The following is a 16,706-nucleotide window of genomic DNA, read 5'->3' on the forward strand; positions in this document are numbered from 1 at the left end:
ATGTCCCGCCGCCCCCGCTCAGCGCGGAAAGACCTCGAACTTCGGGGACTTGCTGGTCAGCGACGGCGGCACCCGGTAGTGGCGGAGAGTGAAGCCCATCATCTCCCGGAACGCGGGCGCGGCGACCGCGCCGCCCTCGCCGCCGGGGCTCCAGACGAACACCGCCACCACGTACCGGGGGTTCTCCGCCGGGGCCATGCCGATGAACGATCCGACCGGCCCGGGCTGCTCCTTGCCGTTCTCGTAGCGCAGCCCGGTGCCGGTCTTGCCGGCCACCCGGTAGCCGGGCACGGCGGCGGCCAGCCCGGTCGCCTGGCCGTCCGGGCCGTCGACGGTGGTGACCGCCTCCATCATCTTTCGCAGCGCCGCCGCGTTGTCGGGGCTGAGCACCGAACGGGTGGTGGGCGCGGCGGCGGGGCTGCGCTTGCCGTCCGCGCCGATGGTCTCCTTGACCAGGTGCGGCTGCACGTATGTGCCGTTGTTGGCGATCGTGGCGTACGCGGCGGCCATCTGCAGCGGCGTGGCGTCCACGCTGTGCCCGATCGGCACCGACCCGTACGCCGAGCCGCTCCACTGGTCCGGCGGGAGCAGCCGGCCGGATGCCTCGCCGGGCATGCCCTCACCGGTCGCCGCGCCCAGCCCGAACCGCTTCTGGTAGTCGAACAGCCGGTCCTTGCCCAGCTTCTCGGCGATCTCGATGGTGCCGACGTTCGACGAGAAGGCGAGCATGCCGGGGATGCTCATGGTGCGGCCGCCGGCCGGGTGGGTGTCGCGGAAGGTGACACCGCCCCGGACGATCGTGTCGGAGACCGGGAACTTGGTGTCCGGCGTGATCACGCCCTCCTGGAGCGCCGCGCCGTAGGTGATCGCCTTGTGGATCGAGCCGGGGTCGACCACGAACGTGGTGGCCGCGTCGTCCCGGTCCGCCGGGGAGCCGACCTTGGTGGGGTTCGCCGCGTCGTACGTCGGCTGGCTGGCCTGCGCCAGCACCTCGCCGCTCGGCACCTCGATGATCACCGCGGCGCCGACGCTGCCCTTCACCTTGGCCGTCTGCTTCGCCAGGATCCGCTGCGTCATGAACTGGAGGTCCCGGTCGAGGGTGAGCTTCAGGGAGCTGCCCGGCTGCGGCTGGGTGGTGCGGCTGTAGCCGCCCGGGATGGGTGCGGCCAGGTCACCGAGGCCCACCTCGTAGGTCCGCTTGCCGGCCTGTCCGCGCAGCACGTCGTCGTACTTGGCCTCCAGCCCTTCCAGGCCGTTCATGTCCTGGCTGACGAAGCCGAGCAGGTTGGCGGCCAGGTCGCCGCCGGGCACCTCGCGCCGCTCGTCGCGGTGCACGTTGATGCCGGCCAGGTCGAGCTCCATGATCCGCTTGGCGGTGCCGATCTCCACACCGCGGGCCAGGTAGACGAACTGCAACGGGGTGTCGGTGCCGGGCAGGGTGCGCTTGCGCATCTTCTCGGCCAGGTCGGACACGGGCACGCCGAGCAGCGGGGAGAGCAGGCGCGCGGTGGCGAACCGGTCCTTGACTCGGGTCGGGTCGGCGAACACGTACCGGGCCTCGACGCTGTGCGCCAGCGGCTCGCCGTCGCGGTCGAGGATCGCCCCGCGCGGGGCGGGCAGCTCGACCACGGCGAGCCGGTTGGGCAGGCCGCCGTCGGCGTACGCCGGGGTGTCCACGGTCTGGAGGTAGACCAGACGCACGCCGATGCTGGCGAACAACGCCAGCGCCAGCACGGTGCCGAGCCTCAGCCGCCGGCGCGGGTCGCCGAGTCGCGGCGGCCGGCGCGGCTTGCGTACCGGCCGGCGGGGCTGCGCGGCCGGGCGGCGCGGCTGGGACCGGCGGCGCGGCGGCGGCGCGTCCTCCTCGTCGTCGAACGGTTCCCGGACCGGCCGGGACGAGACGGTCCGCACCACGCCGGCCCGGCCGCCCGCGGCGGTGGACCGGCGGCCGGACCGGGCGCCGTCGGTGGCGGGCTCACGCGTGCCGGCCCGCCCGGCCCGGCCGCCGTCGAGCACCTGCAACGCGGGCCGGAACGGGTCGCCGGACCGGTTGCTCCGGGGGGTACGCCGTTGCTCGGCGCCGCCGCCCTCGCGCACGGTCCGCCCGCGCGGGGTGTACGCCCGGGCGTCGGAGATCCCGCCGAGGCCCGGCTCGCGCGGCTCCGACCCCCGCGACGATCCGCGCCGGGAGCCCGTGGCGTCCCGGCGCGGATCATCCGATCTCGGCGGCATGGCTCAGCCTCCGTTGCCCTGCGGGCTGGTGACCGACGGGGCGCCCTGCGCGGGGTGCGGCACCCCGATGGTCTGGCCGTCCGGCAGCCGGATGTAGGCCGGATCCTCGGACTCGACCAGGCCGAGCCGCCGGGCGTTGGCGGTCAGGTTGCCGGGCGCCTCCTGCTTGGCGATCTCCTTGCGCAGCTCCTGCTCGTCCACGTCCAGCTTGGCCTGCTGCTGCTGGAGCTTCTCCAGCTTGAACGCGTTCTCGTTGATCTTGGTGTTGACCGCCAGGATGCCCAGCACCCCGCCGACCACCAGCACCAGGATCAGCGCGACGAACGGGGCCCGGGGCACCCGGATCGGCGCCGGCGGGGCGACCCGCAGGCGCGGCGCGGGCGCACCGGTGACCCGGGTACGCTCGGCCGGCCGCAGCGCGGCGCTGCCCTGCGTCGGAAACTCGCGCGCCCCCCGGGCGCGAGCCTGCTCCCGGCGGTCGGTCGCGGTCGTGTCCCGCGTGGTGCGCTGCGCCGCGGTCCGGCCCCCCGACCGCGGTGCGCGCTGCCCGACGGCTCCCCGGCCGTCGCGCTTCTCGACGTTCATGTCCCCTCCCCCTCCTCGTCCGTCCCGTTCGCGTCCCCCGGGGCCGACCGCGGATCCTCGCCGGACCCCGGTGACCCCGCCCCCGGTTGGTGCATCGCCTTGACCCGGCGGCGGTACCGTTCGCGGTCGGTACGCCCCTGCCGGGCCGCCTCCGGGTCGAGCCTCTCCGCGGCCCGCAGCCGCACCGAGGCGGCACGCGGGTTCGCGGCCACCTCCGCCTCCCCGGGCAGCTCGGCGCCCCGGCTCAACAGCCGGAACGTCGGGCCCGACCCGGGCAGCTCGACCGGGAGGTCGACCGGGCCCTTACTGCGGACCCGGTCGGCGAGCGCGTGCTTGGTGAGCCGGTCCTCCAGCGAGTGGTAGGACAGGACCACCATGCGGCCGCCCACTGTGAGCTTGTCCAGAGCGGCCGGCAGCGCCGTCTCCAGCGCTGCCAGTTCTCTGTTTACCTCGATCCGTAAAGCCTGAAACGTTCTCTTTGCCGGGTGTCCACCGGTTCGCCGGGCCGGCGCCGGAATGGCGTCCCGGACCAGCTCGGCCAGCCGGGCCGACGACGTGATCCGGGCGCGCTCCCGTTCCCGGATGATCGCCGAGGCGATCTTCCCGGCGAACTTCTCCTCGCCGTACACCCGCAGCAGGCGGGCCAGGTCCGGGTGGGAGTAGGTGTTCACGACCTCCTCGGCGGTCACCCCCCGGGTCTGGTCCATCCGCATGTCCAGCGGCGCGTCCTGCGCGTACGCGAACCCGCGGTCGGGCGCGTCCAGTTGCAGGGACGAGACGCCGAGGTCGAAGAGCACCCCGTCGATCGCCGGGTAACCGAGCCGGTCGAGCACCTCGGGCAGCTCGTCGTAGACGGCGTGCTCCAGGTGGATCCGGTCGGCGAACCGGGCCAGGCGGACCCGCGCGTGGGCGAGCGCCTCGGTGTCCCGGTCCAGGCCGATCAGCACCGTGTCCGGATGCGCCGAGAGCACCGCCTCGGCGTGGCCGGCCAGGCCGAGCGTGGCGTCGACGTGGACGGTGCGACCGGGCCGGCCCAGTGCGGGGGCCAGCAGCTCGAGACACCGCTCGAGCAGCACCGGCACGTGCGTGCCGCGTAGCTCCCCCATCTCGACCCCCACCCCGTTCGCCAACCGTTCCGTCACGTGTCCGTCGTCGCCACGACGCCTCGCCATACCGCCAGATCCCCATCCGCTCCCGCCCGCCGGAGGCCGCGGCCCTCCGTGTCGGATCGTGCGCCTGGCACCGGGGAAGGGGTGCCAGGAACTCGAAAGCGGCTGGAGATCTCGCAGTACGTCGGGCGCCGTCACGCCCTACAGACCGCCGGGCAGCACCCCCTCCTCGATGTCGGCGAAGTCGTCTTCGCTCTCCGCGAGGTAGGCCTCCCAGGCCGCCCTGTCCCAGATCTCCACCCGGGTGCTCGCTCCGATCACGACCAGATCCCGGTCCAGTGCCGCGTACGACCGCAGGTGGCCGGGAATCGTGACCCGCCCCTGCTTGTCCGGCACCTCGTCGTGCGCGCTGGCGAAGAAGACCCGGCTGTAGGCCCGGGCCGCCTTGCTCGTCATCGGCTGCGCGCGCAACTGGTCCGCGATCCGCTGGAACTCGGGCATCGGGAAGACGTAGAGGCAGCGCTCCTGCCCTTTGGTGATCACGACACCCCCCGCCAGTTCGTCCCGGAACTTCGCCGGCAGGATCAACCGGCCTTTGTCGTCCAGACGCGGAGTGTGGGTGCCGAGGAACATCGGCCCAACCCCCTCGCCCTGAGCGGCGTTCGCGGCGCCGCTGACCCCCCGGGCCGGTGTGGCCCTCCCGGCCTCACCATCGCGCCCCACTCTACTCCACTTCCCTCCACCTGCAACCAGAATCGCCCGCGCGGCGTGGCGTTTCCGCGCGCAAAACCGCACGTCAACGCGGGTGGGGCGGAGTGGAGGGGGTGGGGCACGCCCCACACCGTCCGCTACCCGACATCGACCGCCGCCGTCCGGCCCCGCGCGCTCCGCCCGTCCGCCGGGCCGTCCCCGGCCGAACGGTTCGCCGTCGGCGGCGATCTGGTGGAGGTGGCGGTCCGGTAACCTCGCTCGCGTGACGGACGCGAAGATGCCCTTGCGGGCAAAGGTGGCCAGCTCCGTGTCGCGCACCGCCGCGGCGCTGTCGCGGGCCGCGGGCCGTGGCGACGGCTCGGTGATCGGCGGCTGGATCGGCCTCAAGATCGACCCGGACCTGCTCGCCCACCTCTCGGCCGGGCGGGCCATCGCCCTGGTGTCCGGCACCAACGGCAAGACCACCACCACCCGGCTCACCACCGCCGCGGTCGGCGTGCTGGGCCGGGTCGCCACCAACTCCTTCGGCGCGAACATGCCCACCGGCCACACCTCGGCGCTGGCAAAGGCCGGCAGCACGCCGTACGCGGTGCTGGAGGTGGACGAGCACTACCTCGCCCAGGTGCTGGAGGCGACCGAGCCGCACGTGGTGGCGCTGCTCAACCTCTCCCGCGACCAGCTCGACCGGGCCAAGGAGGTCGCCATGATGGCGCAGCTCTGGCGCGCCGCCCTGGTCCGGCACCCGCGGATCCGGGTGGTCGCCAACGCCGACGACCCGATGGTGGTGTGGGCCGCCTGCCCGCCGGCCGACCCCGCCCAGGGCCACGTGCCGCCGCACGTCACCTGGTTCAGCGCCGGGCAGCGCTGGCACGACGACTCCTGGGTCTGCCCCGAGTGCGGCTCCACCATCCAGCGCTCCGGCGAGCAGTGGTGGTGCACCGGCTGCCCGCTGCGCCGCCCCGAGCCGAACTGGACGGTCGAGGACGACGGCGTGCTCGACCCCACCGGCGCCTGGCACAAGATCCGGCTCCAGCTCCCCGGCAAGGTCAACCTCGGCAACGCGGCCACCGCGCTGGCCGTCGCCGCCGAGTTCGGCGTACGCCCGGTGGACGCGGTCTCCCGGCTCGGCACCGTCACCTCGGTGGCCGGCCGCTACGCCCAGGTCGACCGCGACGGGCGCAACATCCGGCTGCTGCTGGCGAAGAACCCGGCGAGCTGGCTGGAGGCGTTCGACATGGCCGACGTCGCGCCGACACTGCTGTCCATCAACGCCCGCGACCCCGACGGGCTGGACACCTCCTGGCTGTTCGACGTGGACTTCTCCCCGCTGACCGGCCGGCAGGTGCTGATCACCGGCGACCGGGCGTACGACCTGGCGGTGCGGCTGGAGGTGAACGGCGTGCCGTTCCAGCACGTCCGCAGCTTCGACGAGGCCGTCCGCGCGGTGCCGCCGGGCCGGCTGGAGGTCATCGCCAACTACACCGCCTTCCAGGACATCCGAGCGGAGCTGGACCGTGTCAACTGAGAGCCTGCGCATCGTCTGGATCTATCCCGACCTGCTGTCCACCTACGGCGACCGGGGCAACGCGCTGATCCTGGCCCGCCGGGCCCAGCTGCGCGGCATGCCGGTCGAGGTGCTGGAGGTCCGCTCCGACCAGCGGCTGCCCGCCACCGCCGACATCTACCTGATCGGCGGCGGCGAGGACGGCCCACAGGCGCTCGGCGCCCAGCGCCTGATCGCCGACGGCGGCCTGCACCGGGCGGTGGCCCAGGGTTCGGTGGTGTTCGGCGTCTGCGCCGGCTACCAGCTGCTCGGCACCTCCTTCTTCGCCAAGGGCACCCGCTGCGCCGGCCTGGAGCTGCTCGACCTGTCCTCCGACCGGGGCCCCACCCGGGCGGTGGGCGAGCTGGCCGGCGAGGTCGACCCGCGCCTGGGCATCCCGCACCTGTCCGGGTTCGAGAACCACGGCGGCCGTACCCACCTCGGCCCGGGCGTGTCCCCGCTGGCCCGGGTCACCACGGGCGTCGGCAACGACGGCGCCACCGAGGGCGCGTGGCGGGGCAAGCTGCTCGGCACCTACTCGCACGGCCCGGCGCTGGCCCGCAACCCCGACCTGGCCGACCTGCTGCTGCGCTGGGCGACCGGCATCCACCAGCTCCCCCCGCTCGACGACACCTGGGCCGACCGCCTCCGCTCCGAGCGCCGCACCGCGGTGGCCGCCGCCCCGAGGCCGTGACCGACGCCGCCCGGCCGGGGCGGCGACCGGTGGCCCGCCGGCTCGCCGGGTTGCTGCGGCAGCCCTCGGCGCGCCGCTTCGGGCTGCTCCTGCTGCTGCTCGCCGGGTTCGGCGTGACGCTGCTGCTGGTGCCCCGGCCGGACCCGGCCGACCTGCCCCGGCTCGCCGACTCGCTCGGCGGCTACGGCCCGCCCGCGGCGGTGATCGGCGGTGCGCTGCTGCTGGTGGCGCTGGTGCCGCGGACGTTCGTCACGCTGGCCGCGGGCGCGATCTTCGGCCCCGTGCAGGGCGCCGCGTACGCGCTCGGCGCGGCGCTGCTCGCGGCGGCCATCGGCTTCACAGTGGGCCGGGTGCTGGGCCGCGACTTCGTCGCCGAGCGGGTACGCGGCCGGCTGGCCCGCCTCGACGGCTGGTTCGCCCGGCAGAGCGTCTTCGGCGTGATCACCGTACGGCTGCTGCCGATCGCCGGGTTCGGCCTGGTCAGCTACGGCTACGGCACCACCGCCGCCCGGGTGATGCCGTTCCTGGCCGGCAGCGTGATCGCCTCCGCCCCCACCGCCATCGGCTACGCGGCGATCGGCGCGGCAGTGACCACGCCCGGTTCGATCAACTGGTACGCGGCCGCGCCCGCCAGCCTCGGCCTGATCGCCAGCGTGCTGATCATCCACCGCTGGTGGCGGGCCGAGCGTCGCCGGTCTGCCGGACCAGCCGGCTGACCCGGCGGCGACGGCGGCCGACACGGTCGGGCCGGCGGGTCGAGGCGCGTCCCGCGAACGGGACGCGCCTCCGGCACACGGCGAACGGTCAGGCGACGACCGAGACCATCCGGCCCTTCACCACGATCACCTTGCGCGGCTCCTTGCCGGCCAGCGTGCCGGCGACCGCCTCCAGCGCGGCCGCGCGGACGGTCTCCTCGGACGCGTCGGCGGGCACCTCGATCCGGCCCCGGACCTTGCCGTTGACCTGCACCGGGTACGTGACCGACTCGGCCACCAGCAGGGCCGGGTCGGCGACCGGGAAGTCCGCGTACGCCAGCGACGTGTCGTGGCCCAGCTTGCGCCACAGCTCCTCGGCCATGTGCGGGGCGAACGGGGCGACCATCAGCACCAGCGGCTCGGCCACCTCGCGCGGCGTACGCGCCAGCCGGGTCAGGCCGTTCGTCAGCTCGATCAGCTTGGCGATGGCGGTGTTGAACCGGATCCCGTCCATGTCGGCGCGGACCCCGTCGATCGCCTTGTGCAGCAGCCGCCGGGTCGCCTCGTCGGCCGGTTCCTCGGTGACCCGCAGCTCACCGGTCTGCTCGTCGACGACGGTGCGCCAGACCCGCTGCAGGAACCGGTACGAGCCGACCACGGCCCGCGTCTCCCACGGGCGGGACACCTCCAGCGGGCCCATCGACATCTCGTACACCCGGAACGTGTCGGCGCCGTACGCCGCGCACATGTCGTCCGGGGTGACCACGTTCTTCAGCGACTTGCCCATCTTGCCGTACTCGCGCCGGACCTCGGTCTCGCCGTGGAACCAGCGGCCGTCGACCTCGACGACCTCCTCCCCGGGCACGTAGGCGCCACGCGGGTCGACGAACGCGTACGCCTGGATCATGCCCTGGTTGAACAGGCGGCGGAACGGCTCGAACGACGACACGTGGCCCAGGTCGTACAGCACCTTGTGCCAGAAGCGCGCGTACAGCAGGTGCAGCACGGCGTGCTCGGCGCCGCCGACGTACAGGTCGGTGCCCCCGCAGTCGCCGTCGCGGCGCGGACCCATCCAGTACGCCTCGTTCTCCGGGTCGGCGAAGCGCTGCGAGTCGGTCGGGTCCAGATAGCGCAGCTCGTACCAGCAGGAGCCGGCCCACTGCGGCATCACGTTGGTCTCGCGGGTGTAGCGCTTGGGCCCGTCGCCCAGGTCCAGCTCGACCTCGACCCAGTCGCGCCGCCGCGACAGCGGCGTCTCCGGGTTGCTCTGCGCGTCCTCCGGGTCGAACGTCTTCGGGGAGAAGTCGTCCACCTCGGGCAGCTCGACCGGCAGCATCGACTCGGGCAGCGCGATCGGCGCCCCGGTCTCGTCGTAGACGATCGGGAACGGCTCGCCCCAGTAGCGCTGCCGGGAGAACAGCCAGTCGCGCAGCCGCCAGGTGACCGCGCCGGCGCCGTGCCCGTTCGCCTCCAGCCACTCGATGATCCGCGCCTTGGCGTCGGCGACGCCCAGGCCGTCCAGGTCGATGCCGCGCTCCGGCGCGGCGCTGTTGATCGCCGGGCCGTCACCGGTGTACGCCTTGCCGTCGAAGCCCTCCGGCGGCTGCACGGTCCGCACGATCGGCAGCTCGAAGACCTCGGCGAAGTCCCAGTCCCGCTCGTCCTGGGCGGGCACCGCCATGATCGCGCCGGTGCCGTATCCGGCCAGCACGTAGTCGGCGATGAAGATCGGGATCTGCCCGCCGGTCACCGGGTTGGTGGCGTAGGCGCCGACGAAGACGCCAGTCTTCTCCTTGCTGTCCGCCTGCCGCTCCACGTCCGTCTTGGCCGCGGCGGCCTTCCGGTACGCCTCGACGGCCTCACGCGGGCCGGCGTGCCCGCCGGTCCAGGCGTCCTTCGTCCCCTCCGGCCAGGCGGCCGGCGTCAGCACGTCGACCAGCTCGTGCTCGGGCGCCAGCACCATGTAGGTGGCGCCGAAGACGGTGTCCGGCCGGGTCGTGAACACCCGCACCGGGGCCGCGTCCGTCGGGAAGTCGATGTGCGCGCCGGTCGACCGGCCGATCCAGTTGCGCTGCTGCAGCTTGATCGGCTCCGGCCAGTCCAGTGTGTCCAGATCCTCCAGCAGCCGGTCCCCGTACGCGGTGATCCGCATCATCCACTGCTTCAGGTTGCGCTTGAAGACCGGGAAGTTGCCGCGCTCGGAACGACCGTCGGCGGTGACCTCCTCGTTCGCCAGCACGGTGCCCAGCCCCGGGCACCAGTTCACCGGCGCCTCCGAGACGTACGCCAGGCGGTGGTCGTCGACGACGCGCCGCCGCTCCCCCACGGACAGTTCGGCCCACGGGCGCCCGTCCGGGGTGGCGCGGGTGCCGCCCTCGAACTCGGCGATCAGCTCGGCGATCGGCCGGGCCTTCTTCGCGTCCGCGTCGTACCAGGAGTTGAAGACCTGCAGGAAGATCCACTGCGTCCAGCGGTAGAACTCGGTGTCGATGGTCGCCACCGACCGCCGCTCGTCGTGGCCCAGACCCAGCCGGCGCAGCTGCTCCCGGTACCGCTCGATGTTGGCCTCGGTGGTGGTCCGGGGGTGGGTGCCGGTCTGCACCGCGTACTGCTCGGCGGGCAGGCCGAACGCGTCGAAGCCCATCGCGTGCAGCACGTTGCGCCCGGCCATCCGCTGGTAGCGGGCGTAGCAGTCGGTGCCGATGTAGCCCAGCGGGTGCCCGACGTGCAGGCCGGCGCCGGACGGGTACGGGAACATGTCCAGCACGTACAGCTTCTCGGCGCCCGCGCGCGGGTGGCCCGGGTCGGCCAGCGGACCGACCGGGTTCGGCGCGTGGAAGGTGCCCTCCCGCGCCCAGGTGTCCTGCCAGCGGTGCTCGATCTCGTCGGCCAGGGCGGCGGTGTACCGGAACGGGGGGATGTCGGTCGCCGGTGCGGCTGCCTCACTCATGGCGTCTCCTCGGCGCGGATCGATTCGAAGGAATTGTGGGCGGTCTGCTGCGGGCACAAAAAAGCCCCTCGCGCAGGAGGGGCGGCCGTGCTGTCGCGCGTTCAGCGCATCAACACGGCTCGGTAAGAAGCAGGAAGAACCCGGCCATGCAGGCAGTGTACCTCGCACCCCCGGCGGCGGCGCGCCCGTTCCACCCGCGGCGGCCGGTCCCCCGGTCCGGCGAATATTCCGGGCGTAACCGACTGACCACCTGCGGGAGTCGGCAGTAACGACAAACATGGTTAGCCTGAGATACCAATGAGATTTCTGCGGCAGACGAGGCTCGGCGTCGCGAACCCAACGGCGGGTCCAGGTGCTCTATAAAGAGCTGCCGTCCAGGCGACGAGGAGGAGGCCCGTGACACAACAGACCTGGGACGAGGTGGGCGGTCTGCTGCCGCACGACGAGTTCCGCGCTGCCAGCGAGGCCATCGTGGCCAACATCGAGCAGGTCATCGAGGGCAAGACCGCCACCGTCCGGCTCGCCCTGGCGGTGCTGCTGGCCGAGGGCCACCTGCTCATCGAGGACGTGCCCGGCGTCGGCAAGACCAAGCTCGCCAAGGCGATGGCCCGGTCCATCGACTGCTCGGTCCGGCGGATCCAGTTCACCCCCGACCTGCTTCCCAGCGACGTCACCGGCGTCAGCGTCTACAACCAGGAGACGCACGACTTCGAGTTCCGCCCCGGCGCGGTCTTCGCCAACCTGGTGGTCGGCGACGAGATCAACCGGGCCTCGCCGAAGACCCAGTCGGCGCTGCTGGAGTGCATGGAGGAGCGGCAGGTCACCGTCGACGGGGTCACCTACCAGTTGCAGACGCCGTTCATGGTGATCGCGACGCAGAACCCGATCGAGATGGAGGGCACCTACCCGCTGCCCGAGGCGCAGCGCGACCGGTTCACCGCCCGCATCGCCATGGGCTACCCGGACCCGCGCGCCGAGCTGGCCATGCTCGACGGGCACGGCGCCACCGACCCGCTGCCCGGGCTGCGGCCGGTCTCCGACGCGGCCACCGTCCGCCGGCTGATCGGCCACGTCCGGCAGGTGCACGTCGCCGACGCCGTCAAGCAGTACGCGATCGACCTGGTCACCGCCACCCGGGAGGCGCCCGACCTGCGGCTGGGTGCGTCCCCGCGGGCCACGCTCCAGTTGCTGCGCACCGCCCGCGCGGTGGCCGCCCTGGAGGGCCGCGACTACGTCCTGCCGGACGACCTCCAGGTCCTCGCGGTGCCGGTGCTGGCGCACCGGATCATCCCGACCGCGGACGCGCAGCTGGCCCGGCGTACCACCGACGCGATCGTCTCCGAGCTGGTGCACCGCCTGCCGCTCCCGCACGACCGGCAGCGCTCGCCGTACGACACCCGGCCCGGCGGCGGCAACAACGGCCGCGGGCCGTACGAGCCGCGGAGGCCGTGACGTGCGCGACGGCCTGCGTGGGCTGACCACCCGCGGCCGATCCTTCCTGGCGGCCGCGGTGGCCGCCGCGATCTCCGCCGGCATCCTCGGCGAGAAGGACCTGCTCCGGGTGGCGGTCCTGCTCGCCGTGCTGCCGCTGCTGGCCGCCGCGTACGTCGGACGCAGCCGGTACAAGCTGGCCTGCAACAGGTCGCTGGAGCCGCACCGGGTGCCGGTCGGGGCCAGCTCCCGGGTGGTGCTGCGGCTGCAGAACCTGTCCCGGCTGCCCACCGGCACGCTGCTGCTGGAGGACCGCCTGCCGTACGCGCTCGGTAGCCGGCCCCGGGTGGTGCTGGAGCGGCTCGGCGCGCACCAGGCCAGCTCCGTGGCGTACACGGTCCGCGCGGACGTGCGCGGCCGCTACGAGGTGGGGCCGCTGGTGATCCGGCTGACCGACCCGTTCGGCCTGTGCGAGCTGACCCGGTCGTTCCCCAGCACCGACCACCTCACGGTGATCCCGCAGGTAACCCCGCTGCCGTCGGTCCGGCTACCGGGGGAGTACGCCGGCAGCGGCGACAGCCGGGCCCGCTCGGTGGCGGTGCACGGCGAGGACGACGCCGCCACCCGGGAGTACCGGATGGGCGACGACCTGCGCCGGGTGCACTGGAAGTCCACCGCCCGTACCGGTGAGCTGATGGTGCGCCGCGAGGAGCAGCCGTGGGAGAGCCGGGCCACGGTGGTGCTGGACACCCGCGCCGCCGGGCACCGGGGTGAGGGCCCGACAGCCAGCTTCGAGTGGGCGGTCTCGGCCGCCGCCAGCATCGCCGTGCACCTGCGCGAGGCCGGCTACAAGCTGCGGCTGGTCACCGGCAACGGCGCCGACGTCGGCGCCACCGAGGCAGGCGGTGAGGGACTGCTGCTCGACCACCTCGCCGACGTGCACCTGGACCGGCGCGGCGAGATCACCACGCTGGTGCAGCAGGTCCGGCAGCGGGCCGACGGCGGTCTGATCATCGCGCTGCTCGGCACGCTCGGCACCGCCGAGGCGGAACTGCTGGCCGGGCTGCGCGGCAACGGGGCCACCTGCGTGGCGTTCCTGCTCGACAGCAACACCTGGCTCAACCTGCCCCCGAACGCCCGGACCGAGGCGGAACGGGCGCACGGCGCCGCCGCGCTCGCGCTGCTGCAGAGCGGCTGGCGGGTCATCGGGGTGGAGCACGGCACCCGCCTGCCGATGCTGTGGCCGCAGGCCGGGCGGGGCTCGCAGGGCTTCGCGCTGCGGGCGGCCATGGCCGAGACGGTGGCCGGCGGACGACGATGACCGGAGGGATGGTCCTGTGACCCCGCACCGCAACATCGGGTTCGTCGCCGCGGCGGCGACGCTGCTGTCGGCGGCCCCGCTGTCGGCGATCTTCGAACGCTGGACCTGGCTGATCCAGGCCGCCGTCGTGGTCGCCGTGGTGGCCGGCTCGGCCGCGTTGAGCCGGCTGGGCCGGATGCCGCTGTGGGGGCAGGTGCTGGCCATGCTGGCCGGGCTGACCCTGGGCCTGACGTGGGTCTTCCCCGGCGGCACCGAACTGCTCGCGTTCGTACCGACCCCGGCGACGTTCGCCCACTTCGGCGACCTGCTGCAGACGTCGTTGCAGGACATGCGCTCGTACGGCGTGAAGGTGCCGGACGTCGACTCGCTGCTGTTCCTGGCGGTGCTCGGCATCGGCGCGGTCGCGGTGGTGGTGGACGTGCTCGCGGTCGGGTTGCGCCGTCCGGCGCTGGCCGGCCTGCCGATGCTTGCCATCTACTCGGTGCCGGTCGCGGTCTACGTGGACAGCGTCCCGGCCACCCCGTTCGTGGTCGGTGCCGCCGGTTACCTCTGGCTGCTGGTCACCGACAACGTCGACCGGGTACGCCGGTTCGGCCGCCGGTTCACCGGCGAGGGCCGTGACGTGGACGTCTGGGAGGCGTCCCCGCTCGCCGCGGCCGGACGGCGGCTCGCCGTGGTCGGCGTGATCGTGGCGGTGGCGCTGCCGCTCGCAGTGCCCGGGATGACCGGCGGGCTGCTGAACAACGTCGGCGCCGGGCCCGGCGAGGGCAACGGGCGCCCGGGTCAGGGCGGCAGCTCGGGCCGGGTCGACCTGTTCGCGGCGCTCAGCGGCCAGCTCAACCAGAGCGAGGAAATCGAGCTGGTCAAGGTCAGTACCAACGAGACGACCCCGTTCTACCTGCGCCTTGGCGTGGTGGACGACCTGCGGCCGAGCGGCTTCCAGGCACGCGTGCCGACCGGGAGGTCGGTCGCCCGGTCCCTGTCCGACCCGGGGGACGACGCCCCGCGCGGCGTCGACCGGCAGCGCTACCGCGCCACAGTCGAGGTGACGAAGAACCTGAACATGCCGTTGCTGCCGGTCTACACCGAGCCGGTCAAGACCGAAGACCTCAACGGCAACTGGCTGTACGACACGAATCAGCAGGTCGTCTTCTCCAACCGGGACAACGCCCGCGGCAAGAGCTACTCGTTCGACTACGTCCGGTCCACCTTCAGCCCGGCGGCACTGCGGGCGGCCCGCTCGCTGCCCTCGGACAGCCCGGTGATGCGGCAGCAGACCGAGCGGCCGTCCGTCCCGGCCGTCGAGGAACTGGTCGCCGAGCTGGTGAAGGACAAGCCGAACGACTACGACAAGGTCCGGGCGATCTACGACTACTTCTCCGTGGACAACGGCTTCACCTACGCGCTGTCCACCCGCAACGGCAGCAGCGGGGAGGACATCACCGACTTCCTCGCCACCAAGGTCGGCTACTGCCAGCAGTACGCCGCGGCGATGGCCTGGCTGGTCCGGGCCGCCGGCATCCCGGCCCGCGTGGCCGTCGGCTTCACGAACGGCAGCAAGGCCGACAACGGCACGTACGTGCTGACCAACCGCAACCTGCACGCCTGGACCGAGGTCAACTTCAACGGCATCGGCTGGGTGCCCTTCGACGCCACCCCGGCGGCGGCCGTGCCCGGCTCGGTCCGCTCCGCCTGGGCGCCGGACATCGACGCCCCCGAGGAGGTCACCCCGTCGGCCGGCAGCACCAGCGCTCCCGACACGGCCGGCCCGTCCGCCGGGCCGAACGAGGCGGACCGGCTGGACAAGGACACCGACCAGGGCCTGACGCTGAACCAGGGCGGCCCGGCCGAGCGGAGTCCGGTCTGGCCGTGGTGGCTGGCCGGTGCGCTGGCGCTGCTGGCGCTGCTCGCCGTACCGGCCCTGCGCCGCTCCGCGCTGCGCCGCCGCCGGCGCGTCCGGGCGGTCCCGCCCGCAGCAACCGCGCTGCCGGTGCCGGGCCAGCGCGGCGAGGCGCGGCCGGTCGTCGTCGGCGTGGACGCCGAGGCGGCCCGCGCTGACGCGCACGCCGCCTGGGACGAGCTGCTCGACACGCTCGTCGACTTCCACGTCCGGGTGGACCGCACGGAGACCCCACGGGCCACCGCCGAGCGGCTGGCCCGGGAGGCACTCGCCGAGCGGGGGGACGCCGCGACCGGGGTACGCCTGCTCGGCCGCGCCGAGGAACGCGCCCGCTACGCCCGTGACCCGCTGACCGACGCGGAGCTGCAGCCGGCGCTGCGCACGGTCCGGGGAGCGCTGGCGGCGGGCGCGGACCGCCGTACCCGGCTGCTGGCCGCGCTGCTGCCCCCGTCGGTGCTGCAGCGTTGGCGCACCGCCCTGGCCGAGCGGTCGGCGAAGGTGGTGACCACGAGCGGTCAGGTCCGGCAGCGCATGACCCGCTGGAGCCCGCGCCGCCTCCTGGCCCACCGCCCCACCCGCTAACCCACCCGCCCGCCCGCCCGGCCCCGCCCGCCCCTCGACGGTGATCAAGGAGCTTGGGTCTTCAGCGAGGCTGGATTCGGACACAAACTCCTTGATCACCGCGGACACCCACGAGATCTTGGTACGAAACGGCCCCCATAGGGGCCCTGTCGTACCAAGATCTACGGCGGCTCCCGGGATACGGGCAGCGAATCCCGCCTGCCGGGCATGGCTGATCAGGTGAGCTGGACACGCCGCCCCGCCCGGCCCGACGATCTTGCCGTTTGCGCCCGGGCGAAAGGGGCATTCGGGGCATCGCTCGGGCCGAAAGTGCAAGATCGCGGGTCAGGGCGGTGTGGTGCCTGCTGGTGAGTGGCGGGGAGTTGAGGTCGATCGCGGGCATGACTGAGCGCGGGCCCTCGCCTGCGCTCAACCGGCGACCGGCAGCAAGACGCTCCGGCGGCGCTCGCCGGCCTGTTACGGAGGCGCCGCCGGTTTCCCGCCCCGGGCCAGGGGCGGGACGCGGTCAGCGGTGGCCCTCCGGGCGCTGCCGCCAGCGGTCCTCCATCCGATCGAGGAAGGAGCCCCGGCGACCACCACCACTGCGGCCACGGGGACGACGCCGGCTCGTTGTGCCGCCGACCACGTGCAGGTCGGGCGACTGGGATCGGCGGTGCGACTGCACCGCGTAGCCCAACGAGGCCAGCATGACGACGAAACCCGCCACGGCCACCGCGGGAATCTTGATCACGGCACCGTAGATCAACAGGGCCAGACCAGCGACGACCACGCCGGCAGCGACGAGCACGCGACGCCGCGCGTGGAAACGCGGGTCGCTGGCGCGCACGGCCGAGGCGAACTTGGGGTCCTCGGCAAGCGACCGCTCGATCTGCTCGAACAGCCGCTGCTCGTGCTCCGAGAGCGGCACGGCACTCCTCCCCGGTCACGTTGGTCGGCCCGGGCGGGCCGACAGA

General features: G+C 73.5%; 12 protein-coding genes. 6 read left to right on the forward strand and 6 right to left on the reverse strand.

Annotated features, from left to right (window positions below):
* Positions 1-18 precede the first annotated feature (18 nt).
* The 4 genes from NMK34_RS21445 to mraZ all read right to left on the reverse strand — a co-directional run bounded on the left by NMK34_RS21445 (position 19) and on the right by mraZ (position 4,559).
* Positions 19-2,232, reverse strand: coding sequence for a penicillin-binding protein 2 (locus tag NMK34_RS21445; protein ID WP_318334925.1), 2,214 nt, complete (start codon positions 2,230-2,232; stop codon positions 19-21).
* A gap of 3 nt (positions 2,233-2,235) precedes the next feature.
* Positions 2,236-2,817: a hypothetical protein gene (locus NMK34_RS21450; protein WP_318334926.1), complete on the reverse strand. Its 582-nt coding sequence runs from the start codon at positions 2,815-2,817 to the stop codon at positions 2,236-2,238.
* Complete coding sequence (gene rsmH, locus NMK34_RS21455; protein WP_318336394.1) at positions 2,814-3,923, reverse strand: 16S rRNA (cytosine(1402)-N(4))-methyltransferase RsmH; 1,110 nt, start codon at positions 3,921-3,923, stop codon at positions 2,814-2,816. Before rsmH ends, NMK34_RS21450 begins: the two co-directional genes overlap by 4 nt.
* A 204-nt stretch (positions 3,924-4,127) precedes the next feature.
* A complete protein-coding gene (gene mraZ, locus NMK34_RS21460; RefSeq protein ID WP_073831045.1) occupies positions 4,128-4,559 on the reverse strand; it encodes a division/cell wall cluster transcriptional repressor MraZ in 432 nt (143 codons plus the stop codon).
* A 355-nt stretch (positions 4,560-4,914) separates the two neighbouring features.
* Between mraZ and NMK34_RS21465 the strand changes: the two genes are divergently transcribed.
* Genes NMK34_RS21465 through NMK34_RS21475 form a run of 3 tightly spaced genes read left to right on the forward strand, consistent with a single transcriptional unit; the run spans position 4,915 to position 7,590 of the window.
* Complete coding sequence (locus NMK34_RS21465; protein WP_120573665.1) at positions 4,915-6,162, forward strand: MurT ligase domain-containing protein; 1,248 nt, start codon at positions 4,915-4,917, stop codon at positions 6,160-6,162.
* Complete coding sequence (locus NMK34_RS21470) at positions 6,152-6,874, forward strand: type 1 glutamine amidotransferase (protein WP_091420812.1); 723 nt, start codon at positions 6,152-6,154, stop codon at positions 6,872-6,874. Before NMK34_RS21465 ends, NMK34_RS21470 begins: the two co-directional genes overlap by 11 nt.
* A 29-nt stretch (positions 6,875-6,903) precedes the next feature.
* A complete protein-coding gene (locus NMK34_RS21475) occupies positions 6,904-7,590 on the forward strand; it encodes a TVP38/TMEM64 family protein (RefSeq protein ID WP_412098962.1) in 687 nt (228 codons plus the stop codon).
* An 88-nt stretch (positions 7,591-7,678) separates the two neighbouring features.
* Here the strand turns inward: NMK34_RS21475 and leuS are convergent, their stop codons facing one another.
* Positions 7,679-10,519 carry a leucine--tRNA ligase gene (gene leuS / locus NMK34_RS21480; protein ID WP_318334928.1) on the reverse strand — a complete coding sequence of 947 codons (2,841 nt, stop codon included), beginning with the start codon at positions 10,517-10,519 and terminating at the stop codon, positions 7,679-7,681.
* Between the two features lie 396 nt (positions 10,520-10,915).
* On the opposite strand from leuS, the gene NMK34_RS21485 reads away from it, so the two are divergent.
* From NMK34_RS21485 to NMK34_RS21495, 3 genes are read left to right on the forward strand one after another with little or no spacing between them, the layout of a single operon-like run.
* On the forward strand, positions 10,916-11,971 hold the full coding sequence (locus NMK34_RS21485) for an AAA family ATPase (RefSeq protein ID WP_013287615.1): 1,056 nt from the start codon (positions 10,916-10,918) through the stop codon (positions 11,969-11,971).
* Position 11,972: 1 nt separating this feature from the next.
* Positions 11,973-13,271, forward strand: a complete 1,299-nt coding sequence (locus NMK34_RS21490; RefSeq protein WP_318334929.1) for a DUF58 domain-containing protein — start codon at positions 11,973-11,975, stop codon at positions 13,269-13,271.
* A gap of 16 nt (positions 13,272-13,287) precedes the next feature.
* Complete coding sequence (locus NMK34_RS21495; RefSeq protein WP_318334930.1) at positions 13,288-15,753, forward strand: DUF3488 and transglutaminase-like domain-containing protein; 2,466 nt, start codon at positions 13,288-13,290, stop codon at positions 15,751-15,753.
* A gap of 505 nt (positions 15,754-16,258) precedes the next feature.
* Here the strand turns inward: NMK34_RS21495 and NMK34_RS21500 are convergent.
* Positions 16,259-16,660, reverse strand: a complete 402-nt coding sequence (locus NMK34_RS21500) for a DUF3040 domain-containing protein (protein WP_128139017.1) — start codon at positions 16,658-16,660, stop codon at positions 16,259-16,261.
* Positions 16,661-16,706 lie beyond the last annotated feature (46 nt).

It is taken from the genome of Micromonospora sp. BRA006-A, from assembly GCF_033433935.1.
GTDB lineage: Bacteria > Actinomycetota > Actinomycetes > Mycobacteriales > Micromonosporaceae > Micromonospora > Micromonospora aurantiaca.